At 67.4% G+C, this 23,127-nt stretch carries 25 protein-coding genes; 16 read left to right on the top strand and 9 right to left on the bottom strand.

The window, feature by feature from the left end:
- Nucleotides 1-131 precede the first annotated feature (131 nt).
- Nucleotides 132-932, bottom strand: a complete 801-nt coding sequence (locus tag IEV64_RS01420) for an aldo/keto reductase (RefSeq protein WP_188422951.1) — start codon at nucleotides 930-932, stop codon at nucleotides 132-134.
- Between the two features lie 88 nt (nucleotides 933-1,020).
- Between IEV64_RS01420 and IEV64_RS01415 the strand changes: the two genes are divergently transcribed.
- The 12 genes from IEV64_RS01415 to IEV64_RS01360 all read left to right on the top strand — a co-directional run bounded on the left by IEV64_RS01415 (nucleotide 1,021) and on the right by IEV64_RS01360 (nucleotide 11,977).
- Complete coding sequence (locus IEV64_RS01415; RefSeq protein WP_007275282.1) at nucleotides 1,021-1,578, top strand: sugar O-acetyltransferase; 558 nt, start codon at nucleotides 1,021-1,023, stop codon at nucleotides 1,576-1,578.
- A 135-nt stretch (nucleotides 1,579-1,713) separates the two neighbouring features.
- Nucleotides 1,714-3,363 (top strand): glutamine hydrolyzing CTP synthase, encoded by a 1,650-nt coding sequence (gene pyrG, locus IEV64_RS01410; RefSeq protein ID WP_007275281.1) that lies wholly within the window; start codon nucleotides 1,714-1,716, stop codon nucleotides 3,361-3,363.
- A complete protein-coding gene (gene guaA / locus IEV64_RS01405) occupies nucleotides 3,363-4,280 on the top strand; it encodes a glutamine-hydrolyzing GMP synthase (RefSeq protein ID WP_188422950.1) in 918 nt (305 codons plus the stop codon). The genes pyrG and guaA overlap by 1 nt, the downstream gene beginning before the upstream one ends.
- Nucleotides 4,277-4,597, top strand: a complete 321-nt coding sequence (locus IEV64_RS01400; protein WP_004969520.1) for a DUF7126 family protein — start codon at nucleotides 4,277-4,279, stop codon at nucleotides 4,595-4,597. The genes guaA and IEV64_RS01400 overlap by 4 nt, the downstream gene beginning before the upstream one ends.
- A 124-nt stretch (nucleotides 4,598-4,721) precedes the next feature.
- On the top strand, nucleotides 4,722-5,450 hold the full coding sequence (locus IEV64_RS01395) for a DUF4397 domain-containing protein (protein ID WP_188422949.1): 729 nt from the start codon (nucleotides 4,722-4,724) through the stop codon (nucleotides 5,448-5,450).
- A gap of 253 nt (nucleotides 5,451-5,703) precedes the next feature.
- The gene (locus tag IEV64_RS01390) at nucleotides 5,704-6,318 is read left to right on the top strand and encodes a DUF4382 domain-containing protein (protein ID WP_188422948.1); all 615 of its coding nucleotides are present in this window, start codon (nucleotides 5,704-5,706) and stop codon (nucleotides 6,316-6,318) included.
- A 207-nt stretch (nucleotides 6,319-6,525) separates the two neighbouring features.
- Nucleotides 6,526-7,488 carry a beta-ribofuranosylaminobenzene 5'-phosphate synthase family protein gene (locus tag IEV64_RS01385; protein WP_007275278.1) on the top strand — a complete coding sequence of 321 codons (963 nt, stop codon included), beginning with the start codon at nucleotides 6,526-6,528 and terminating at the stop codon, nucleotides 7,486-7,488.
- A gap of 128 nt (nucleotides 7,489-7,616) precedes the next feature.
- The gene (locus IEV64_RS01380; RefSeq protein WP_007275277.1) at nucleotides 7,617-8,453 is read left to right on the top strand and encodes an RAD55 family ATPase; all 837 of its coding nucleotides are present in this window, start codon (nucleotides 7,617-7,619) and stop codon (nucleotides 8,451-8,453) included.
- An 83-nt stretch (nucleotides 8,454-8,536) separates the two neighbouring features.
- Nucleotides 8,537-9,478, top strand: coding sequence for a hypothetical protein (locus IEV64_RS01375; protein WP_188422947.1), 942 nt, complete (start codon nucleotides 8,537-8,539; stop codon nucleotides 9,476-9,478).
- Between the two features lie 15 nt (nucleotides 9,479-9,493).
- Nucleotides 9,494-10,042, top strand: a complete 549-nt coding sequence (locus tag IEV64_RS01370; protein ID WP_007275275.1) for a DUF8135 domain-containing protein — start codon at nucleotides 9,494-9,496, stop codon at nucleotides 10,040-10,042.
- 85 nt (nucleotides 10,043-10,127) lie between these two features.
- The gene (locus IEV64_RS01365) at nucleotides 10,128-10,457 is read left to right on the top strand and encodes a transcription factor S (RefSeq protein WP_188422946.1); all 330 of its coding nucleotides are present in this window, start codon (nucleotides 10,128-10,130) and stop codon (nucleotides 10,455-10,457) included.
- Between the two features lie 950 nt (nucleotides 10,458-11,407).
- Nucleotides 11,408-11,977 (top strand): hypothetical protein, encoded by a 570-nt coding sequence (locus IEV64_RS01360; RefSeq protein ID WP_152420726.1) that lies wholly within the window; start codon nucleotides 11,408-11,410, stop codon nucleotides 11,975-11,977.
- 148 nt (nucleotides 11,978-12,125) lie between these two features.
- Here IEV64_RS01360 and IEV64_RS01355 read toward each other — a convergent pair whose 3' ends face one another.
- Nucleotides 12,126-13,211 (bottom strand): DUF8127 domain-containing protein, encoded by a 1,086-nt coding sequence (locus IEV64_RS01355; RefSeq protein WP_188422945.1) that lies wholly within the window; start codon nucleotides 13,209-13,211, stop codon nucleotides 12,126-12,128.
- A 141-nt stretch (nucleotides 13,212-13,352) separates the two neighbouring features.
- Nucleotides 13,353-14,000: a dienelactone hydrolase family protein gene (locus IEV64_RS01350; RefSeq protein WP_188422944.1), complete on the bottom strand. Its 648-nt coding sequence runs from the start codon at nucleotides 13,998-14,000 to the stop codon at nucleotides 13,353-13,355.
- 54 nt (nucleotides 14,001-14,054) lie between these two features.
- Here IEV64_RS01350 and IEV64_RS01345 point away from each other — a divergent pair, with 54 nt between their 5' ends.
- Both IEV64_RS01345 and IEV64_RS01340 read left to right on the top strand, forming a co-directional pair.
- Nucleotides 14,055-14,882: a PspA/IM30 family protein gene (locus tag IEV64_RS01345; RefSeq protein WP_004969511.1), complete on the top strand. Its 828-nt coding sequence runs from the start codon at nucleotides 14,055-14,057 to the stop codon at nucleotides 14,880-14,882.
- Nucleotides 14,883-15,002: 120 nt separating this feature from the next.
- Nucleotides 15,003-16,109 carry a DUF7972 family membrane protein gene (locus IEV64_RS01340; RefSeq protein ID WP_188422943.1) on the top strand — a complete coding sequence of 369 codons (1,107 nt, stop codon included), beginning with the start codon at nucleotides 15,003-15,005 and terminating at the stop codon, nucleotides 16,107-16,109.
- Nucleotides 16,110-16,166: 57 nt separating this feature from the next.
- On the opposite strand, the gene IEV64_RS01335 is transcribed toward IEV64_RS01340, so the two are convergent.
- From IEV64_RS01335 to IEV64_RS01310, 6 genes are all read right to left on the bottom strand, one after another.
- Nucleotides 16,167-17,204: a dipeptide epimerase gene (locus IEV64_RS01335; protein WP_188422942.1), complete on the bottom strand. Its 1,038-nt coding sequence runs from the start codon at nucleotides 17,202-17,204 to the stop codon at nucleotides 16,167-16,169.
- Entirely contained in the window at nucleotides 17,205-18,230 is a 1,026-nt protein-coding gene (locus IEV64_RS01330) for an N-acetyltransferase DgcN family protein (RefSeq protein ID WP_188422941.1), read from the bottom strand. It abuts the gene before it with no gap.
- A 126-nt stretch (nucleotides 18,231-18,356) separates the two neighbouring features.
- Complete coding sequence (locus tag IEV64_RS01325) at nucleotides 18,357-19,295, bottom strand: Vms1/Ankzf1 family peptidyl-tRNA hydrolase (protein WP_188422940.1); 939 nt, start codon at nucleotides 19,293-19,295, stop codon at nucleotides 18,357-18,359.
- 104 nt (nucleotides 19,296-19,399) lie between these two features.
- Nucleotides 19,400-19,798, bottom strand: coding sequence for a DUF5802 family protein (locus IEV64_RS01320; RefSeq protein WP_188422939.1), 399 nt, complete (start codon nucleotides 19,796-19,798; stop codon nucleotides 19,400-19,402).
- 216 nt (nucleotides 19,799-20,014) lie between these two features.
- Nucleotides 20,015-20,335, bottom strand: coding sequence for a DUF7977 family protein (locus tag IEV64_RS01315; RefSeq protein WP_007275266.1), 321 nt, complete (start codon nucleotides 20,333-20,335; stop codon nucleotides 20,015-20,017).
- A complete protein-coding gene (locus tag IEV64_RS01310) occupies nucleotides 20,325-21,365 on the bottom strand; it encodes a zinc-binding dehydrogenase (protein ID WP_089777364.1) in 1,041 nt (346 codons plus the stop codon). The genes IEV64_RS01315 and IEV64_RS01310 overlap by 11 nt, the downstream gene beginning before the upstream one ends.
- A 233-nt stretch (nucleotides 21,366-21,598) precedes the next feature.
- Here IEV64_RS01310 and IEV64_RS01305 point away from each other — a divergent pair, with 233 nt between their 5' ends.
- Both IEV64_RS01305 and IEV64_RS01300 read left to right on the top strand, forming a co-directional pair.
- Nucleotides 21,599-22,402 carry a helix-turn-helix transcriptional regulator gene (locus IEV64_RS01305; RefSeq protein WP_188422938.1) on the top strand — a complete coding sequence of 268 codons (804 nt, stop codon included), beginning with the start codon at nucleotides 21,599-21,601 and terminating at the stop codon, nucleotides 22,400-22,402.
- Between the two features lie 99 nt (nucleotides 22,403-22,501).
- A complete protein-coding gene (locus tag IEV64_RS01300; protein WP_049920561.1) occupies nucleotides 22,502-23,080 on the top strand; it encodes a MogA/MoaB family molybdenum cofactor biosynthesis protein in 579 nt (192 codons plus the stop codon).
- Nucleotides 23,081-23,127: the final 47 nt, after the last annotated feature.

Below are 23,127 nucleotides of genomic sequence, written 5' to 3'. Positions count from 1 at the left end.
TTTGTGGCGGGGTCGCACGTCCCGTTTTGACGGGGCGTCCATGATGACGAATATTGGATACAGAGCGGTCGAACAGTCGAAAATGGAGGCTTCAGCGTCGCGGCCGTCGGCCGGGGGCAGGTCGGCTCAGCTCAGGCGTGGTTCCACGGCGCTTCGTCGAAGTCGACGATGCGGTGGGTCGAATCGAGGGCGTCGATGGCGGCCACGTCCTCCTCGTCGAGGTCGAGGTCGAGCGCGGCGAAGTTGTCGCGGATGTGGTCGGGCGAGGCGGCCTTCGGGATGGGCGTCGCGCCCTTTGCTATCAGCCACGCGAGGGCGACCTGCGCGGGCGACGCGTCGTGCTTCTCGGCGATGTCGACGATGACCTCCTCGTCGGCGACCTGATTGCGCGCGATTGGCGAGTAGGCGACCAGTCGGTGGCCGTGGTCCGCGGCGAACTCGCGGAGTTCGGTCTGCTGAAGCATCGGGTGCATCTCGACCTGATGGGCGAACACCGGCGCGTCGAGCGTCTCGATGGCCGATTCGAGCTGGTCGGGTCGGAAGTTGCTCAGGCCGACGTGGTCGATGACGCCCTCCTCGACGAGTTCGTCGAGGGCCGCGAGCGTCTCGTCTTCGTCGTAGCTGTCGAGCGGCCAGTGGACGTACAGGAGGTCGATGGTGTCGACACCGAGTCTCTCGGCGGACTCGCGGGCCGTCTCCAACACGTCGTCGGAGCCGAGGTTGTCCGTGTCGAGCTTCGTCGCCACGAACACGTCGTCGGCATCGACGTCCGATTCGGCGAGCCCCTCGCCGACGAACTCCTCGTTGTGGTACATCTGGGCCGTGTCGACGTGGCGGTAGCCGGCGTCGAGGGCGGTCTTCACGGCCTCGACGCACTCGTCGCGGTCTTCGAGTTTGTACGTCCCGAAGCCGAGTCGCGGGAAGTCCTTCATGGACGGACGGTCGCGGGCGGGCGAGTCAAATCCTGCGGTTGCGGAAGCCGTGGATACACTTACCACCCACCCGCCAGTTATCGCCGGTATGCCCTCCGAGAAGGAGAAGATGCTCGCCGGCGACCCGTACGACGCGAGCGACCCGGAACTCGTCGCCGAGCGCGAGCGCGCGCGTCGACTCACGCGCCAGTTCAACGAGACCGACGAGACGCAGACCGAGCGCCGCGAGGAACTGATTCGTGAGCTGTTCGGGGAGGTCGGCGAGTCGTTCGGAATCGAGCCGCCGTTCCGCTGTGACTACGGCTACAACGTCCGCGTCGGCGAGCGCTTCTTCGCCAACTTCGACTGCGTCTTCCTCGACGTCTGTCTCATCACCATCGGCGACAACTGCCAGCTCGGGCCGGGGGTGCACGTCTACACGGCGACCCACCCGCTCGACGCCGCGGAGCGAATCAAAGGCCCCGAGTCGGGCGAGCCGGTGACAATCGGCGACAACGCGTGGCTCGGCGGGCGGGCGGTCGTCAACCCCGGCGTCACCATCGGCGACGACGCGGTGGTCGCCTCGGGCGCGGTCGTCACGAAGGACGTTCCCGACTCGGTGGTCGTCGGCGGCAACCCGGCGCGAGTCATTAAAAGGCTGGACTGACCGGGCGCACACCGTCGCGTCGGCGTCGCCGCCGCGTCGCAGTCGCGCGATTCTCTCGGATTCTGGTGCGTGCGGTGCTCTGGCACACGATGTTCCCTCCGAAATGGTTTTGAAGTACGCTCGCACACGGTCAGTATGCCGACGGACGAATACGACCCAGAGATGGGGCGCAAGTTCATTTTCGTAACCGGGGGTGTCATGTCCGGCCTCGGGAAGGGTATCACGGCCGCGAGCACCGGGCGACTCCTGAAGAACGCCGGGTTCGACGTCACCGCGGTCAAGATTGACCCGTACCTGAACGTCGACGCCGGGACCATGAACCCCTACGAGCACGGGGAGGTGTACGTACTGAAAGACGGCGCGGAAGTCGACCTCGACCTCGGGAACTACGAGCGGTTCCTGGGCGTCGACATGACCGCCGACCACAACATCACGACGGGCAAGACCTACCAGCACGTCATCCAGAAGGAGCGCGACGGCGACTACCTCGGGAAGACGGTCCAGATTATCCCGCACGTCACGGAGGACATCAAGCGCCGCATCCGCGAGGCGGCCGAGGGGACCGACGTGTGTCTCGTCGAGGTCGGCGGCACCGTCGGCGACATCGAGTCGATGCCGTTCCTCGAATCGCTCCGCCAGTTCGCCTCCGAGGAGGAAGACGGCGACGTGCTGTTCACGCACGTCACGCTCGTTCCCTACTCGAAGAACGGCGAGCAGAAGACGAAGCCCACCCAGCACTCCGTCAAGGAGCTTCGGAGCATCGGCCTCCAGCCGGACATCCTCGTCGGCCGCGCCGACGACAAACTCGAACCGGCGACGAAGAGCAAAATCGCGCAGTTCTGCGACGTGCCGGACGCCGCCGTGTTCTCCAACCCCGACGTGCCGGACATCTACCACGTCCCGCTGATGGTCGAAGAGGAGGGCCTCGACGAGTACGTCATGGAGCGGCTCGGCATCGCCGACGAGGCGCTCCCGAAGGAAGACCGCGACAACCGGTGGCGCGAGCTCGTCACGGCCGACCGGACCGGCTCGGTCGACATCGCGCTCGTCGGCAAGTACGCCCTCGAAGACGCCTACATGTCCATCCACGAGGCGCTCAAGCACGCGGGCATCGAGTGCGGCGTCGACGTGAACATCCTCTGGGTCGACTCCGACGAGATGCTCGACAAGCACGAAGAGCGCCTGAAGGACGCCGACGGCGTCGTCGTCCCCGGCGGCTTCGGCTCCCGCGGAACCGGCGGCAAAATCGAGGCCATCCGCTACGCCCGCGAGAACGACGTCCCCTTCCTCGGTCTCTGTCTGGGCTTCCAGATGGCCGTCGTCGAGCAGGCCCGGAACGTCCTCGGCCACGACGAGGCCCACTCGGCCGAACTCGACCCCGACACGCCCTATCCCGTCATCGACCTCCTGCCCGAGCAGTACGAGGTCGACGAGATGGGCGGCACGATGCGCCTCGGCGCGCACGACACCGACATCGACGCCGGCACGCTCGCGGAGGCGGTGTACGGCGACACCTCCTGTACGGAGCGCCACCGCCACCGCTACGAGGTGAACCCCGAACTCATCGACGAGCTCGAATCCGAGGGGCTTCGCTTCTCCGGCCGCGCCGAAAACCGCATGGAGATTCTCGAACTGACGAACCACCCGTTCTTCTTCGGGACGCAGTTCCACCCCGAGTTCCGCTCCCGACCCGACCGCGCGAGCCCGCCGTTCCTCGGCTTCCTCCGCGCGGTCCTCGGCGAACTCGACGCGCGCGAACTCGGCAACGAAGAGGTGACCGCATAATGGTAAACGTAGACGAATTCATCGAAGACGCGACCGCATCGATTCGAGACCAAATCGGCGACGAACACGCCATCATCGCCCTCTCGGGCGGCGTGGACTCTTCCGTCGCGGCGACGCTCGCCTACGAGGCCGTCGGCGAGCAACTCACCCCGGTCTACGTCGACACCGGCCTGATGCGCAAAGGCGAGACCGAGCAGATTGCGGACACCTTCTCCTTCATGGAGAGCCTCCGCGTCGTCGACGCCCGCGACCGCTTTTTCGACGCCCTCGAAGGCGTTGTCGACCCCGAGGAAAAGCGCCAGGTCATCGGCGAGCAGTTCATCCGCGAGTTCGAGCGCGAGGCCAAAGAGACCGACGCCCAGTACCTCGTGCAGGGGACCATCTACCCCGACCGCATCGAGTCCGAGGGCAACATCAAGTCCCACCACAACGTCGGCGGCCTGCCGGACGTGGTGGACTTCGAGGGCATCGTCGAACCCGTCCGCGACCTCTACAAAGACGAGGTCCGCGAGGTCGCCCGTGCGCTCGGCCTCGAATCCATCATCGCCGAGCGGATGCCGTTCCCGGGGCCGGGACTCGCGGTCCGCGTCCTCGGCGAAGTCACGCCCGAGAAGGTACAGGTCGCCCGCGACGCGTGTCACGTCGTCGAAGACGAGACCGAAAAGCACGACCCGTGGCAGGCGTTCGCCGCCGTCATCGGCAAGGGCACCGGCGTCAAGGGTGACAACCGCGTCCACGGCTGGATCGTCTCCGTGCGCTCCGTGGAGTCGCGCGACGGGATGACCGCCCGCGCACAGGAACTGCCGTGGGACACCCTCCAGCGCATCCAGTCGCGCATCACCGGGACGAACGAGAACGTCGCCCGCGTCGTCTACGACGTGACCCACAAACCGCCGGCGACCATCGAGTACGAATGACGACGGCAGTCGTCGCGGGGGCGGACCCCGACGGACTCGGCGAAGCGCTCGAAGACGAGGGCGCGACGGTCGTCCGCGTCACGGGCATCGCCTCCGCCGACTCGCTCGGCGAGGCCGGCATCGAGGACGCCGACCTGCTCGTGCTCACCGACATGGACGACGCGACGGCCATCGCGGTGGCCAAGGAGCTGAACCCCGACGTGCGGGTCGTGACCTACGCCTACGACACCCTCCCGGAGTTCGCCAAGGGCCAAGCCGACCTCGCCATCGACCCGAACCTGCTCGCGGTCGACGTTGTCGCGGAAGAACTCGTTTGAGACGGTCAGGAGCATCCGACTGTCTCGGTTCGGTGACTTTCTTCCACGATTTGATTTGTAGATATATTAATATCTTCACAGACCTTCATGGTAGTTGCAAATGTCGTCTTTCTCCCGACGAACGATGCTGAAGAGCCTCGGCGCAACCGGTCTCCTGCTCGCAGGCGGCGCGACGACCGCGGCGGCACGCCCCGGCGGCGTCGCCGCGGGCGACGCGCGGTTCCGAGTCGGCCACTTCTCGCCCGACGCGCCCCCCGTAGACGTGTACGTAAACGGCGACCCCTTCCCCGGCCTGCAGGGCGTCCCGTTCGGCGTGCTCTCCGACTATTTCACCGTCCCCGCGGGGACGTATCAGGTCGAGGTCACGCCCGCTGGCGACGCCTCGACGGTCGTCATCGACACCGAGGTCACGCTCCGTCGCAACCGCGATTACACCGTCGCGGCGACGGGCGTGCTCGCCGACATCGCGGCCGTCGTGCTCGCGGACACGAACCGCCCGGCACCGTACGGCAAGGCCAGCGTCCGCGTCGCGCATTTCTCGCCCGACGCGCCGGAGGTCGACATCGTCGTCAAAGACGGCCCGACGCTGTTTTCGGGGCTGGCGTTCGGCGACGTCTCGGACTACGAGACAGTCCCCGCCGGGACGTACGACCTGCAGGTCGTCCTCTCGTCGGACGGGACGGTCGTGCTCGACCTCCCCGGAACGACGCTCGAAGGCGGCCGAACCTACTCGGTGTTCGCCATCGGCTTCGCCACCGGCGGGTCGCCCGGCTTCAGCGTCCTGCCCGTCGTCGACGCCGTCTCGCCCGCCCGCGACCAGCCGACTAACGGGGACGTCTGTCGCGTGCGCTGAGTCGATACCGTCCGCCGCCCACCCGCGCGGGGAGGCGGTGAGAACCCCACGTTTTCCGACGAAACTCGGCGAAATTCGACGCCGTTCGAGCCGAATTTCACGCCAACGACCGCAAGCCGGCGAGCCGGTTTTCACCATTCAATACGGCGGCGTGCAGAGCGGTCGATGTCGCGGGGGCGGGCGGCCCCCACCAGTCATCACCCCGGGACGCCCGGCAGTGCCGCGACCCCCGCAGACACGCGAACACCAACCAATGACACACACCAGACGACGCTTCCTCACGTCCGCCGCCGGAATCGCCGCCGCAACCACCGCCGGCCTCGCCGGCTGTATGGGCACCGCGTCCGCGACGACGGGGACGCTCTCGACCCGCGTGAGCGACAAGCCCGGCGACATCGACGATTTCGAGTCCTGCGTCGTGACGGTCTCGACAGTCCGCGTCAAACTCGCCGACGGCGAGGCGGAGTCGCTCGACGCGGGCGACACAGCACTCGACCTCGTCGAACTGCAGGGCGACGCCTCCGCGCTCGTCGAGGAGTTCGAACTGGAGACGGGCACCTACGAGTTCCTGCAGGTCGAGGTGTCGGAGACCGACGCGACCCTCGCAGACGGGTCGTCCGCGACCATCGAGGTGCCCGGCTCCGCCCCGCTGAAGTTCGAGCGGTCCTTCGAGATTCGCGCCGACGAGACGACCACGTTCACGGCCGACTTCACGCCCGTCACGGCCGGGAACGCGGGCAAGTACGTCCTCCAGCCCGTCGCCGACGAGGTGACGGTGGCGTACGAGTCAGACGAGACGGAATCGACCGAGACGACCGCTGACGAGACGACGGCGACCGAGACGGAATCGACCGAGACGACCTCGTAACGCGGTCGCTCCGACGCGACCGGTCTCGCTGGAGTTCCCGACCCCGCTTCGGTTCGGCCCACGCCCGTTCTCCCCGCGCTGTCGAGCGTCCGGCCCTCTTCTGACGCCCGCCGTGAGAGTCAAAACCGACCGACAGCGGCGGGAGACCCCGGCCCGCGTTGCCATGGTCGAAACCCCCTTTTGGCGTCCCCGCCGATAGCCGGTGACATGGTTCGGGTCTCGACCGGCGCGCGCATCCACTTCGGTTTCCTCAATCTGAGCCTCGCCCGCGACCGCCTCTACGGCGGCGTGGGCGTCGCGCTCGACGAGCCGCGGGTGGTCGTCGCCGCCGAGCCCGCGGCCGACGTTCGGTGCCGGCATCCCGCCGCCCGCGAGTACGCCGAGCAGGCGGTCGAACTCCTCGGCGTCGAGGGCGTCGACGTCTCGGTCGAGCGCGCCCTGCCGCGACACGCCGGCCTCGGGAGCGGGACACAGCTCGCGCTCGCGGTGTTGCGGGCGGTCGCGGCCGCCACCGACCGCGAGGCCGACGTGCGCCGCCTCGCCCCCGAGATGGGTCGCGGCGGCCGCTCCGGCGTCGGCGTCGCCACGTTCGAAGCCGGCGGGGCCGTCCTCGACGCGGGTCACCCGACCGCGCGCTTCACCACCGACCGCCCGGAAGACGGCTCGTGGTCGGTGCCGGCGGTCGCCGCCCGACACGAGGTTCCCGACCGCTGGCGATTCCTGCTCGTCGTCCCGGACACGGACCCCGGCCGCAACGGCGCGGCCGAGGAGTCGAGCATGCGCTCCGTCGTCGAGCGCGCGGACGCGCAGACCGGCGACCGCATCGCCGGCATCGTCACCCGGCGGCTCCTCCCGGCGCTCGCCGAGGGGTCCGCCGAGCGGTTCGGCGAGGCCGTCGAGTCCGTCGGCCGGCTCAACGGGACGTGGTACGCCGACGAGCAGGGCGGCGTCTACCGGCCGCCGGTCGGCGCGCTCGTCTCGTCGCTGTCGGAGTCGCCCGTGGTCTACGGCGCGGGCCAGTCGTCGTGGGGGCCGTGCGTCTACGGCGTCACCGACGCCGACCACGTCGACGAGGCGGTCGAGGCGGGCCGGGCGGCGCTGGCCGACGCCGACATCGACGGCACCGTCTCGGTCGCCCGCGGGCGGAACCGCGGCGCGCGCGTCGAGTGAAGCGGGTGTGAGCGAACGGACGTGAGCAAACGGGTGCGAGCATCGCGGGGCGAGTCGGAGGTGGCGACCGCGACGGCCCCACCACGCTCCCCGAAACGCCTAACCGACGCGGCCGAGTCGGCTTCGGTATGTCTCAAATCCCCTTCGGCGTCCCCCGCCTCGACAGCATCATCGGCGGCGGCGCACCCCCGGGGAACGTCGTGCTCCTCGCGGGGGAGTCCGGCGCGGGCGCTCGGGAGTTCCTCTACACGAGCGCGACGATGAACGCCCTCTCGCACACCGACGAGGAGCTGTTCGACCTCCACTACGGCTCGCTCGCGGACACCGCGACGCCGCCGCCGGAGATTCACTACGTCTCCTTTACCTCCGGCGAGGAGTACCTGCGCCGCGAGATGGGCTACACGATGGACGACGAGGTCGTCGAGTCCGCGGTCGAACACATCGAGTTCCACGACCTCTCGCCGGAGTACTTCCAGCTCAGCCCGATTCCGCGGGAGTGGTACCTCGGCCAGCCGACGAAGCTGGAGGACCTCGGCCACAGACACAACCGCGAGTCCGTGTTGGGCGCGCTGGGGAGCACTCTGAGCGAACACGCCCCCGGGAACCTCGTCGTCATCGACTCCCTGACCGACCTCGTGGCGAGCCAGTCCGACGAGATGACGTGGTCGGACATCGCGATGGTCATCAAGGGGCTGGAGAAGGCCTCCTACCAGTGGGGCGGGCTCATCCTCGTGCTCGCGAGCACCGAGGCGCTCTCGAAGACCGAACTCGGCGTCCTCAAGGGCGCGACCGGCGGGACACTGCTTTTCGAGTGGGAGTCCGGCGGGTCGAAACGCGCGCGGACGATGGTCGTCCAGGAGTTCCGCGGCGTGCTCGCCCGACTGGAGAGCGAGAACATCGTGCAGTTCGAGACCGAAATCAACGAAAGCGGCCTCGACGTGAGCGACGTGCGGAAGATTCGCTGAGCGAACCGGGACGGGGTCGTGCGACAACCTGTCTCCGATTCGGGGACAGTTCTTAAGGCTCCGTAGACAAACTGGACACGAAGATGGAAGGGGAAGACGGGCTGTCGCTCTCAGACGACCTCCGCACGTGGGTCGAAGCGCGCGCCGACGAGGAGGGCGTCGACCCGGAGACGGTGCTCGCGCGGGCCCTCGGGACCTACCGGCTCGCCGTGATCGACGCGGGCGAATCAATCGACGAGAGCGAATCTGTTCCCGGCCGACTCGACGGGGTCGAGGGTCGCGTCGAGGCGCTCGAAGGCGACCTCGACGAGAAGATAGCCGACGTGCGGACGCGCGTCGTCCAGGTCAAACGCGAGACCGACGAGAAGGCGCCGCGCGACCACGCGCACCCCGAGTTGGACGGCGAACTCGACCGGCTGGCCGACGACGTGCACGCGGTTCGCAACCGCGTGGCCGACCTCGACGACCGACTCGACGCCGGCTTCGAGAATTTCGAGGAGATTCTCAGCTACCTCGACGAGACGACGGCGACGCTCGACGAGAACCTCCGGACGGTCGCGCGGACGCTCCTCGACCTCCGCGGGCGGGCGGCGGACCTCGAAGCCGCCGACCTCGAACGGACGGCGCTCGCCGAACTCCTCCGTTCGGCGAACGCGGCCGGCGAGAAGAAAGCGCGGTGCGAGGAGTGCGACGCGACCGTCCACCTCGACCTGCTCGCGGAACCCCGCTGTCCGTCGTGTCGGACTCCCTTCCGCGACCTGTCGTCGTCGCCCGGGTTCTTCGGGACGGCGACGCTCCACACCGGCCGGCTCCCCGCGCTGGAGGCGGCTGACTCGTCCGGCGCGACCGACGAGGTCGAAGACCTACTCGACGAGGCCATCCCCGACGAGCGGGACGCCGGTTCCGGTTCGGACGCGGACGACGCCCCCATCGACGAGCGCGACCGGTCCCCCGCCGCCCGAGAGGAGGAGTCCGCCCAGCGGGGTGCCGGTGCCGCGGCGGGGAGCGAACACGGCGACGACTGAGAGCCCACGAAGACGATGACCGACGACAACGACCCCCCGGACGACGCGGAGAGAGACCACACGTACACCTTCGGCGACCGCGGTGACCGCGCCGAGCGCGACGACCCGACGGACGGCGCGTCCGACGCCGAGCGCCCCCCGGAAGCGGACCGCGGCGGACGCAACGGCGACGCCGATTCGGCCCCGCTTTCGGACCTCGCGGGGCGCGTGGCCGAGCGCCGCGACCGCTCGCGCGTCACCGACCAGCGCGACGACGTGACCGAACTGTTCGAGTCGGTCGAAGTCGGCGAACTCGACCGCGACGACGTGTGGACGTCGCTCGTCGAGGGCGGGGACAGCGAGGAGGCGGAGGGCGTCGGCGTCGGCGCCGAGGCCACCCCGGTCGACGCCAGCGAGGGCGTCGCGGACCACGTCGTCCCCAAGACCGAGTTCTGCCAGCGCTGTGAGCACTTCGGCGAGCCGCCGAAACTCGCGTGCCACCACGAGGGGACGACCATCGTCGAACTCGAAGACAGCGACCACTTCCGGGTGCGAAACTGCCCGATGGTCGACAACGACGACTGACGGCGCGCGCGGCGGGGCGACTCTGATTCTTCCCGCGACAGAACGGAGTGACAGCTTCTTTGCCCTCGGTCCGCTACCGGCGGGTATGCAGTTCTGCGACGAGTGCGGTTCGATGATGGTGAGCCAGAACGGCGCGATGACCTGCACGAACGACGACTGCGGGGGGACCGCCGAGCGCGACGAGGAACTCGCGGCGGAGTTCGTCTCCACCGAGGCGCAGTCGGGCGACGAACTCATCGAGACCGAAGAGGGCGCTGAGTTCGAGGGCAAACCGACCGCCAAGGACGTTCATTGCGACGACTGCGGCCACACCGAAGCGTGGTACACTATCAAACAGACCGGCTCTGCCGACGAACCGCCGACGCGGTTCTTTAAATGTCAGGAATGTGGGTATCGGTGGCGCGAGTACAACTAACAGCCCGCCCAAACCTCTGAAAGCCGAGGGTGTATTTTTGACAAGTTTTGAAAGAATTTACCACATGTCTAGTCAATTCAGATTAGAACATCAAACGGAATTGCCTATTGGAAAGGTAGGATACTGCCGGTTCAGAGAGTTCTCGTGGAATAATATCTGTCACGGGGCCATAACATATTGGGCGAACCACGTCGGCCCACACCACCGAGAGAACAACTCCGGTACAAGAGCGTCACAGCGACAATGAAGTGCCTCCACTTAGACTCGGACATCCGAAAGAAGTGGTCGAACAAATTTGGTAATTTTCGTAGGTTCTCTCTACCACATTAATCCCCGTAAAACTGATGTGTTGAGATTTACAGATTTGATGTATGAGTGAGGACGATAGAGACACAATTAAACGATATGTGACTTATTCAAAGACTGGTTGCGATAATCAAATTGGCCGGGAACACGATTTCTGCACCCTGCATCAAGAATAATGACAGATGACAAAAAGCGGATGCTCCAAGGAGTTTGTAGGGAAAGTGGCTGTGGCAATCGTATTGGTCGGGAACACGACTACTGCTTTAAACACCGGGAGGCTTAACCTATTCTGCTATGTCTGATGACGAAAATAAACAGAGTATATCGGCTAATGTTAGAGTTTGCTTCGAAGACGGCTGTAAAGTCAGTATTGGGCGAGAACACAAATTTTGTCCGAAGCACCGAGGGTGATTATGTTAGGTGATGACTCCTTTGAGATAGATCAAAAGCTTAGTATGTGTGCTAAGTCTGGATGTGACGAAACCATAGGCCGAGAACATAAATTTTGTCCAAAACACCGAAACTGAGTATGTCTAATGACGAATCTGAAACCGACACATTACAGGAATCCTGTACTGAATCAGGATGTAAAACTGTTGTAGGGCGAGAACACGACTACTGCTTTGAACACCGTAAATAGTTAGATGACTTCCTTAGGATTGATATATCTCGCTTTACTTGGGATTTTTATATTTGTTCCCGCTGGACAGATTTTAATCAATCCAGCATCGACTACCGAAGCTCCCTCCGCTGAGGATTCAATGTCAGTGGTTGACAGAACAGCATCAGAATCAGTCGCCCTGTTTGCTATCGTATTAGTGGTGATTAAATTTATACTGGAAGATAACCAGATTGGCTACTATCAGGAACTTACGATTGGAGTCCTGACTGTCTGTGCTGGTTTCTTGATGCTCACGTTCATTCTGGAACTCTTTAGTGACATTCGAGTAGTAATATTTCATCTACAAATAACAGCTCTCAGATACTCCGGCCTGCTTCTGTTTTCTGGACTGTTTTTCCTCCTCCAATCATACCAATTGAATCCACAAATACAGCTACTATTCGGTGTGTTCGTTCTCCTTTCGTGGGTCACTTGGCTAGTCCACGAGCTGTATTACCTATTCAGAATCCAGAGTAGGGACTGGAATAACAGAGATATTAATAGAGGTGACTGGTTCCGCAAAGCAATTCGCAAAAGGATCCCATCCTCGTGAGGTTTGGCTCTGTTGAGAGTCAAACACAGAAAATAACAAACTTCAACTTAGCAAGCATCAAGAGTGCGGCTACCGATGGCGCGAGTACAACTGAGAAACTGATTACCCCTCTGTCTCCACGCTCACACACCGAGTCCCGAGAGCCGAGTCACCCGTCACCCAACTCCGCGGCCGTCACCGCCCCCGGTCCGTCTTCGACCTCGTCTTCGGCGTCAGCCGCCAGCGCGTAGCCGTAGGGAACGAGCAACAGGCTCCCGAACCAGCCGACGACGAGTCCGAGCGTGCCGAAAATCGTGCCGACGAGACCGATTGCGACGGCGTCGGCCGCGATGACGACCGCGACGAGCGCGACGCTCCAACCGACGAGCGACTTCCACGACCCGCGGCGGATGCAGAAGCCGGCGAACAGGCCGAAGGCGGTCACGACGCCGATGCCGGGGACGAGGACGTAGCGCATGCCGAGCGACCCCGTGTTGGTGAGCGTCGTCGCCAGCCACATGGCGACGAGCGTGCCGGGAACGACCAGTACGGCGGTTCGGCGGTCCAGCGGGCGGGCGCGTCGGTGAATCCGGAACGCACCGAGGAGGCCGAGACCCGCGACGGTGTACGCCCAGCCGATGGGGTTGAACAGGAACCCGCCGACGATGGCGAGGAAGTTCCCGAGAATCTCGCCCTCGTTCGCCGGGTGGATGAGGTAGTGCGCGCCGCCGCGCTCGTAGAGCCCCGGCACGACGAAGGTGCTGTTGGTGACGGTGCCGCCGTCGATGGCCTCGCGCACGTCGGCGCTGGCGTTCGCGGCGGGCGACGACGCCCCGGCGGCGACCGTCTCCCAGTCGGTCGGGTCGAGTTCGATGGTCGCGCGGACCGGGTCGCCCGAGACGTTCAGCGAGAACCGGTAGTACCGGCCGTCGTAGACGGCGAACTCGGCGTCTTCGTTCACGTCCGAGAGGGTCATGTACGCCTCGGGTTCGATGTCGCCGTCGTACCGGCCGGTGCGGGCGGCGGTGGCAACCGGCTCGCGGAGTTGCGGCGTCCGGTTCACCATCGCGGCGAGGTTGACCACGTCGGGGTCGTAGGAGGCGACGAGACCGGGCGGCGAGTCGGCGGTCACCGGCTCGGCTTCGTACGTCGATTCGAGCGACGAGGTGGAGGTGGCGACGGCGAACGACTGGCTCAGCGCGACGCCGACGAGGAGGAGGGCGACGACGGCGGCGAGCCGCTTGCGGGGGACCATAGCCCCGGCTTCGGAGCCGAGTCAGAAGTGTCGTTCGGTCGAATGGTTGGGAGAGAGTCGTTTCGTCGCGGGTCGCTGGGGTCGGGGGCGACGCCGTCGCTCGCCCCTGTTCTCTCCTCTCCCCCGTCGTCCCCCCCGTTCTCACTCGACGCCGAGGTTCGATACGAGGAAGTCGGCGACGGCGGCCGCGACCTTCTCTTCTTGGCCGATGAAGAAGTGGTCGGCCGCGAACTCGACGACGGGTTGGTGGTACTCGCGGGCGCGCTCGACGACGGGTTCCCAGTCGGCGACGTCGTCGCGGGTGCCGTAGATGACCTGCACGGGGACGGGGATGCGGTCGAAGGCGGCGACGGCGTCGAGGTCGTCGGCGAGTCGCCCGGCGGGGGCGAGCGCGGAGACGGCGTCGGCGTCCGCGCCCTCGGCGGCCGCGAGAAGCGCCATCGCGCCGCCGAACGAGAAGCCGAACAGGCCCACGCGGTCGTAGCGTTCCGCGGCCCACTCGACCGCCCGGAGGGTGTCGGCGCGCTCGCCGTGGCCCTCGTCCCACGGGCCGTAATCGAAGCGGAGACAGTCGACGCCGCGGGCGGTGAGCGCGTCGCTGACGGCGACGAGACGGGCGTCGCCGCGGTGACCCTGGTGTTGCGGATGGGGCGGGCAGGCGACGACAATCGCGGCGCCTTGGCCCGCCGCGTCGCCGGTGTCGTCGGTGCCGTCCGCGCCGTCCCCGCGGGCGCGGTCGAGGGTCGCCCGCACGTCGCGGCCGCCGGGCACGAGAATCGTCTCGGTCATAGAGACAGGTTGCGCTGGTGAGGTTTTAAGCCGAACGTCGCGTAGTAATTGGGTATGGGAATTCTCTCTCGCACGTCGTACGTCATCCGGTCGAAGATAAACGCCCTCCTCAACCGTGCGGAGGACCCGACCGAGACGCTCGACTACTCCTACGAGAAGATGCGCGACGAGCTACAGCAGGTCAAACAGGGCATCGCCGACCTGACCACCCAGAAGAAGCGACTGGAGATTCAGAAGCGCCGCCTCGAAGAGAACGTCGAAAAGCACAACGACCAGGCCCGCGAGGCCGTCCAGCAGGACCGCGAGGACCTCGCGCGCAAGGCGCTCGAAAAGAAGCAGGCCAAGATGAGCCAAATCGAGGAGCTGGAGACGCAAATCGCCAGCCTGCAGGAGACCCAAGACCAACTCGTCAACAAGAAGGACGAACTCCAGAGCCGCATCGAGGAGTTCCGCACGAAAAAGGAGACGATGAAGGCCCGCTACGAGGCCGCCGAGGCGTCGAGCCGCGTCTCCGAGGCGATGACCGGCGTCGGCGACGAGATGGCCGACGTGGGGCGCGCGCTCGAACGCGCCGAGGAGCAGACCGACGAGATGGAGGCCCGCTCGGCCGCGATGGACGAGCTCATGGACTCCGGCGCGTTCGACGACGCGCTGTCGGACAAAGACTCCATCGAGCGCGAGCTCGAAGCCGGTCGCACCAGCGCCGAAGTCGACACCGAACTGGAGACGCTCAAGGCCGAGATGGGAAAGTCCTCCGGGTCATCGTCATCGAGCGAGAGCGCGAGCGACGCCGACGTGGACGTCGAGACCGAGGTGGCCGACGAGGAGGTCGAAGCCGAACTCGAAGAGCTGAAGAACGAAGACGACTCCTCGTCCTCCTGAGCGCGCCCGCCCGACCCGACGACGCCTTGCCGTGAGGCGCTCGGCTGACCCAGTCGCCTCTGTCGTCTCCGCGACCGACCGCCAGTACGCACTTGACCCCGCCGCTCGATAGCTTCGGGCATGTCGAACACCGGCGGCCCGTCGGCCGGCGAGCCCGACGACACGATGCGGGAGCGCGGGACGACGAGCCGCGCGAAGCTCCGCGCCCTCCTCGACGCGGACCGCCGCGCCGTCGCCGCGGTCCCGCTCGTCGTCGTCTTCTGTAGCGTCGTCGTCCTCGGCCAACTGGACCCGACCCCGCTCCGGGTCGCCGTCGAGTCGTCGGACCCAATCGAGACGCTCGCGCAGGGGCTTCTCACCGCGATTATCACGGGCGTCACGCTCGTCGTCACCATCAATCAGCTCGTGCTCTCGCGCGAACTCGGCCCGCTGGGCGACCAGCGCGACCGGATGGAGGGGTCGATGCGCTTCCGCGAGGACGTCGCCGACCTCTTGGACGCGCCGGTCGCGCCGCCGGAGCCCTCGGCGTTCCTGCGCGCGCTGGCCGAGGGCATCGCGTCGCGGGCGCGGGCGGTCGAAGACACGCTCGATGCGGACGGGGACGCCGGCGAGAGCGGCGAGACGAGTACGGACGGCGACGCGGACGATACCGACAGCGACCCGGTGGCCCGCGTCCGCGAGTTCGCCGGGGAGGTCGAGTCAAACGCCGAGGCGGTCGCAGAGCGGCTGGAGGGCCGGCAGTTCGGGACGTTCGCGGTGCTGTCGGCGGCGCTGGACCTCAACTACTCGTGGAAAATCTATCAGGCGGCGCGGCTCCGCCGCGTCCACGACGCCGACCTCTCGGCGGAGACGAAGACGGCGCTGTCGGAGCTACGCGACGCGCTCGAACTGTTCGGCCCCGCCCGCGAGCACGTCAAGACGCTGTACTTCCGGTGGGAACTGGTCGACCTCTCGCGGACGATGTTCTACGCGGCCGTCCCCGCGCTCGTGGCGAGCATCGGCGCGATTCTCTTCCTCGACGACCCGACCACGATTACCGGCGCGACGCTCGGCGTGTCGAACCTGCTTCTTACCGTGGCGTTCGTGGTGGCCGTCTCGCTTTCGCCCTTTGCGGTGCTCGCGGCCGCGGTCCTCCGCATCTCGACGGTCGCAAAACGGACGCTCTCTATCGGGCCGTTCGTGCTTCGGTCTGAGACCCGCGAAGACGACCTCGACTGGGAGTCCTGACGGGGGCGGCGGTCTCGCGTCGGCGTCGGTCGGCGTCGGAGCGTCGCCGCGTCCGCGTTACCGACGCTGTGCGCCGGTTCCCGGTCGGTCGAGCGCTTCGAGGTCGATCCCGCCGTTCGGCATCGGGACTCCCTCGTAGGGGTCGTCCGCGAGGAGGAGCGAGCCGTCGAGGTCGGCGTAGTCGAGGAGCGGCGCGAGGTGACAGCCCGCCGCGATGGCGGCGTTCGACTCTATCATACAGCCGAGCATGACCTCCAGCCCGTGGGCGCGGGCGGCGTGGACGGCGCGTTTGGCCTCCGTGAGGCCGCCGCACTTCATCAGTTTGAGGTTCGCGATGTCGACGCGGTCGGCGATGCGCGGGATGTCGTCGGCCGTGATACAGGACTCGTCGGCCGCGATGGGAAGCGCGCCGCGGTCGTAGACGAACTTCAGCCCCTCGCGGTCCTCGGCGGGGACGGGTTGTTCGACGAACTCGACGCCGAAGTCGGCGAGGAACTCGGTCATCTCGACGGCCTCGCGGGGCGTCCACGCCTCGTTGGCGTCGACCCGGATGGTCGCGCCGGGGGCCTCGTCGCGGACGGCCTCGATGATGGCCCGGTCGCGGTCGGTGCCGAGTTTGACCTTGAGCACGTCGTAGCCGGCCTCGTACGCCTCCGCGGTCTTCTCGCGCATCGTGTCGAGATCGTCGAGACCGACGGTGTACGACGAGGTGGGCGTCCGCGAGGGGTCGAGCCCCCAGAGGCGGTACAGCGGGACGCCGAGGCGCTTGGCCGCGAGGTCGTGGAGAGCGATGCTGACGGCGGTCCGCGCGGCCGGGTTTTGGCGGACCGTCTCGGCCATCTCGCGCTCGATGCGGTCGATGGCGTGGGCGTCGCCGACCGCCTCGACTACCGAGAGCAGGTCCGGAAGCACGGCCTCGACGGTGTCGGCGGTCTCGCCGTAGTGCGACGACGGGGCGGCCGCGCCGACGCCCGTCATGCCGCCTTCGTCCTCGATGCGGACGACGACGTTCTCGGCTTCGGTCTGGACGCCGCGGGCGATGCCGAACGGCTCCGCGAGCGGCATCGAGACGCGCTCGAACTCCGTCGTGAGCATCTAGAACACCTCGTCGATGAGGTCGGCCGACCCGAACCGGACGGGGTCAACCGCGGGGACGCCGAGTTCGTCTGCGAAGGCGTCGACGGCCTCGGCCGCCTCCACGTCGTCGTCGACGTGGGAGGTGTTGAGCATCCCGGCGACCACGTCGGCCTCGTGGACCGGGTCGGCGAGGTTCTCGTACAGCGAGACGTACTCCGAGAGGTCGGGGAGCGCGAACTCCTCGTAGCCGTGAATCGCCTCGCGGGTGGCCTCGTGACAGAGCACGAGCTTGTCGGCCATCGCGCCGTGGAGGATGCCGCAGGTGACCGCGGAGTACGCCGGGTGGACGATGCTCCCTTGACCCTCGACGAACAGCACGTCGTGTTCGTCGCCCTTCTCCAGAATCATCTGCTCGACCGCGCCGGCGGTGAAGTCGCTCACGACGCGGTCGACCGGGTTGCCCCAGCCGGCGATCATGATGCCGGTCTGGCCGGTCGGGATGAAGCCCGCGTCGATGCCGCGCTCGCGGGCGGCCTCGACGAGTTCGAGCGTCGCGGTCATCTTGCCGACCGAGCAGTCGGTGCCGACGGTGAGGACGACTTCGGCGTCGACGTCGGCGGACTTCCCCTGCGCGACGCCGAGGTCGTCGCGGGGCTTGCGAACGTCGTTGATGTCACAGCCGTGTTCGTCGGCGAGGCGGGCGAACTCCTCGTCTTCGTCGAGGAAGTAGTGGAGCCCGGAGATGAGGTCACAGCCGCGTTCGAGGGCGGTGCGAACGTCGTCGCGCCACGTCTCGTCGAACGCGCCGCCGATGGGCGAGATGCCGACGAGGAGGGCGTTGGCGTCGGGCGCGTCGGCCATCGACGCGACGACGGGCACGTCGGGGAGGTCGCGGCGGTGGTCGGCGGCGGAGGTGCCGGGGTTGTCGCGGTCGAGGACGGCCACCACGTCGTAGTCGGCGTACTTCAGGACGCCCGTGGCGGTCTTCGCGCGGTCGGGGAACTTCTCGTGTGCGAGGACGACGACTCGCTGTGGGTCGGTCATACTGGATGCCACTACGTGCCACCCTAAAAGGTGGGACGATTCGGCGGCGACTGCCGGGTCGCGCCGCCGAGTCGTCTGCGACTCTCCGGGGCGTCTCGGGAACGCATCCGCGGCGTCGCCGGCGGCTCAGAGCCGGTAGAGCCGCGTGGTCCAGAACTCTCTGGACGCCTCGGCGAGCGCCGCCTCGGGGTCGCCGCTGGCGTCCACGGTGGCGGTGAGCGCGGCGCGGTCGCGGAACTCGCCGAGGACGGTTCGCTCGCCGAGGACGACGAGGTCGGCGTCGTCGCCGGCTGTTTCCGCGCCCGGGCCTGCGTCGGCGTCGCCGTCGAGGAACTCGTCGAGCGCCTCGTGACAGCGGTCGAGGTGGTCGTCGATTTGGCCCTCGCGGATGCGCTCGAAGCGCGCCTGCGAGAACCCGCCTTTCGAGTGGGCGGACTTCACGTCGCTCTCGAAGCCCTCGACGTATTCGAGGTCGCCGTCCTCGTAGCGACCGAGGGCGAACAGGTCGCCGCGGACGAGCGCGACCACCGTGGTCTCGGTCGGGTGGAGCCACGCCGGGTCGAGGTCGAAGCCGTCGCTCCAGCGGTCGAAGTCGTCGGGTTGGCGCGGCGGCGAGAGCGCGACGCTCACCAGTCCGGCGTCGTCGGTGAGCGCGACGCAGGGCGCGGCCCGGCGGACGAGCGGGGCGCGGTCGCCGAAGGCGGACTCGGCGGCCGCGGGGAGCGAGCGGTCGTCGGAGACGGCGGCGGTGAGCGCGCCCTCCGCGTCGGTCGAAAACGAATCGAGGCGGGACAGCACCTCGCGGAGGCGGTCGCCGCGGAGGTCCTCGGTCCCGCGGAACTCGAGGGAGTCGTCGTCGCCCGAGAGGCGCTCGACGCGGTCTTCGAGTTCGGTGATGCGGTCTTCGAGGCGGTTGACCTCCTTCTCGGCTTCCTGCCGCGCGCGGGCCGCCTCCGCCCGGCGCTCGGACTCGCCCTCCAGACGCCCGGCTAACGCGTCGCGTTCGTCTTCCAACTCGGCGATGCGCGCTTTGAGTTCGGCTCGACCCAACAACTCGTCCAGCATACACGGACGCGTGCGGGCCGACCACTTGAGCGTTCGGACGCGAGGCGCGGCGAGCGGGGACGAGGCGATTGGCGGGCGTTCCGCCCGCGCGACGGCGGCGCGACTCAGGCCAGCCTGTCGTCGGGTCGGTCGGGGCCGGAGCCGTCGGGTCCGCCGGGCGCGAAGTCGTCGGGGTCGTAGCCGGCGTACCGGAGCAACTCGGCGGCTCGCGGGGCGTCGACGAGAAGCACCGGCCGGTCGTCCGGGAGCGCGTCGGAGTCCACGGCGTCTCGGGGGAGCGCGAGCGTCCCCGAGGGGACGCCGTCGTCGCCGACGACCGGGAAGTAGGCCGTGTCGAGTTTCATCACGAGCGGGTAGTCGACTCGCTCGACGCCGCTACCGTCCGTGTAGACGCACTCGTTGAGTCGCTCGTGTTCCGTTCGGTGAATCGCCGCCTCGGTCCCGTCGTACGGCTCGACGTACAACCGGCCGAGGAAGTAACTGCTGGAGAAGCGTTCGAACATCTGTGCGTGTGAATGTCAACCACGAACAGAGATAAGCCTTGTCGGAACCATTTATATCGACACGCAATTCCACCGTCGAGAACCGGGGACGGGAGTCGAGACCGGCAGACGAGAGCGCGGCTCGGGCGCGAGAGAGAATCGGTCGTGAAAACGGGCGGGCGTCTCGCTCGCTTCGAGGGAGCGGTCTCGGCGGGTCGAAGTTCGGTTACGGACGGTTCAGTCGTCGCCGCGGGTCGCCGCGGTCATCGACCAGACGGCGACGAGGCCGAGCGCGAGCGCCGGGAGCATCGGCAGGGCCAGCATGGCCGCGAGGTACGGCAGGCCGGCCATCGCCGGGAGCGACGGCACGAGGTACACCGCGCCGGGGACGACGAGGAAACAGAGCGCGACGACGCCGACGAGCACCCAGCCGCGGCTCCCGAAGCCGGTCGCTTCCGGCTCCGAGCCGTCGCCGCCGACCGCGGGGCCGTCCGGCCGGTGGACGTAGGTGTCTGACTCGGCGGTCGCGCCGTCCCGAGCCGTGGTGTCAGAGCTCACTATCGGGGATTACGACCACCTTGCCAAAGCCCTGTCGCTCCTCGATGAGCTCGTGCGCGCGGTCGATTTCGCTCATCGGGAGCGTCTCGCGGATGCGGGGTTCGAAGGTGCCGTCCCAGACGAGGTCGAGCACCTCGTCGGCCTCGCCGGGCGTCGCCATCGTCGAGCCGATGACCGAGAGCTGGTTCCAGAAGATGTAGTTGAGGCCCGCGCCCGGGTCGGGGCCGGTGGTCGCCCCGCAGGTGACGACGCGGCCGCCCTTGACGAGGCTCTTGAGCGACTGCTTGTAGGTCGCCTCGCCGATGTGGTCGACGACCATGTCGACGCCGCGGCCGTCGGTCAGTTTGCGAATCTCCTTCGAGAAGTCGTCTTCCTCGTAGTTGATGACGTGGTCCGCGCCGCACTCCTTGGCGTACTCCAGTTTCTCGTCGGTGGAGGCGGTGGCGTACACTTCAGCGCCCGCGTAGTCGGCGATTTGGACGGCCGCGTGGCCGACGCCGCCGGACGCGCCGAGGACGAGCGCCTTCTCGCCGGGGCGGAGTTCGCCGCGGTCGACGAGCATCCGCCACGCGGTCTGGAAGACGAGCGACGCGGAGCCGGCGACCTCCCACGGCACGCCCTCGGGGACGGGCACGAGGTTCTCCTCGGGAATCGCCGCGAACTCGGCGTGGACGCCGCGGACGTGCTCGCCGATGATGTGGAAGTCCGGCGCGAGCGTCGGGTCGCCCTTCCGGGAGAACTCGTCGCCGCCGCCGGCGACGCCCGCGATGAGCGCCACGCGGTCGCCCGCCTCGAACCGGCTCACGCGCTCGCCGACCTCGGTGACGACGCCGGCCATGTCGCTTCCGGGGATGTGCGGCATCTCCAACTCGACGCCCGGGAGCCCCCGCCGCGTCCAGATGTCGAGGTGGTTGAGCGAGGCCGCCTTCACGTCGACGAGGACCTCGTCGGGACCGACTTCCGGGTCCGGGAAGTCGCCGTATTCGAGGACGTCTCGGTCGCCGTGTTCCGTGAATTGGACCGCTTTCATCTCGACCCGACCGAGGATGGGCAGGAACTAAAGTGTGGGTTTACGCCAATCGTCTTTCCTCTTGTTCGACAGCTGACGAACCTCGTGGATTCAAATCATATCGGTGCGAAGATATATACGACACAGGGTTCCCAACACAGTCGAGCCCGACAGTCACGGTCGCCGACATCTACCGGCGGCCCGTACAGGGGCGGTCGACAGGCGTCCGACTCGTTGGAAGGAATATCAGGTACGTGATTCGAGACGAGACTTCAGCACAGCTTTCGCGCCTCCTCGTGAGGCGGTCGTCGTTCGTCCGGGCGCTCGCGGAGCGACCGCGAGACAAGCGCGGACTCGCCGATGACCTCGACGCCTCGCGTTCGACGGTCGACCGCGTCGTCCGCGACCTGCTCGACGCCGGCCTCGTCGAGCGCGCCGACGGCCTGTATCGGCTGACCTGTGTCGGTCGGTGCGCGCTCGGCGCGTACGACGAGTGCCTCGACTCGCTCCGCGGCGTCAAGGCGGCGCAGGACCTCCTTTCGATGCTCCCGACCGACGCGCCGCTCGACCCGGCGTTCTTGGCGGGCGCGTCGGTTCACACGTCGACGCCGGACATCCCGGACAGCGCAATTCGGGAGCTGTTTTCGAGCGTCGAGAGCGCGGAGCGCGTCTACGGCGTCGCCCCGGTCGCGCTCGTCGGTCAGCTTCGGCCCTTCTACGAGACCGCCACCGAGGGCGGGACGGTCGTCGAGATGATTATCGCCGACGAGCTGTTCGACCGACTCGCCGCCGCCCCGGACTCTCACGCGGTCATCCTCGACCAGCTCCGACACGATTCGGTGACGCTCTACCGCGCGGAGGTCCCGTTCCGCTTCGGCCTCTGGGCGACCGAGTCGGAGGCGGGAATCGTCGTCTACACCGACACCGGCGTCGGCGGGGTCGCCCGCAACGACACCGAAGCCGCCGTCGAGTGGGCCACAGAGCAGTTCGAAGCCCTCCGCGAGAACGCGGAACGCCTGACGCTCGACTCGCTCGACGGCGTTCCAGACGACGGGTGAGCCACGACGGTCGCCGGTGAGCCATCCGACCGGCCGCCGCGAACCGACGACCGCCGGGGCGACGCGGGAATTTTATCGCCGGACGACGAAGCCGCGGCCGTGAGCGACCACGACCATCACCACGGCGAGGGGGACGGCGACGACGACCACAGCCATCACCGCGACGACCACGGTCACGACCATCACCACCACGACGTCGACGACCTCCAAGCGGCGGTGCTGACGGTTTCGTCCACCCGCGATATCGACGACGACCCCGCGGGCGACGCGATAGCCGAACTGTTCCGCGAGGCGGGTCACTCGGTGTCGGTCCGGCGGGTCGTCGACGACGACTACGACGAGATTCAGACCGCGGTCGCGCGGATGGCCGACCGCGGCGACGTCGACGTGACGGTCACGACCGGCGGGACGGGCGTCACGCCCGACGACCAGACCGTCGAGGCGACGGCGCAGTTGTTCGGGAAGACGTTGCCCGGCTTCGGCGAACTGTTCCGGCGGCTCTCGTACGACGACATCGGCACCAAGGTCGTCGGCACCCGCGCGACCGCGGGCGTCGTCGACGGGATGCCGACGTTCTGTCTGCCCGGGAGCGAGAACGCCGCCCGGCTCGGCACCGCGGAGATAATCGTCCCGGAAGCGCCGCATCTCACCGGGCTGGCGCGGCGCGACGCGGAGTAAGTACGCCCCAAAAACCGAGGGTCGGCGGGCGAATCCGACTGCAACGT

Source organism: Haloferax sulfurifontis, assembly GCF_014635105.1.
Taxonomy (GTDB): Archaea; Halobacteriota; Halobacteria; order Halobacteriales; family Haloferacaceae; genus Haloferax; species Haloferax denitrificans.
This window is presented reverse-complemented; position numbering and strand designations above follow the sequence as displayed.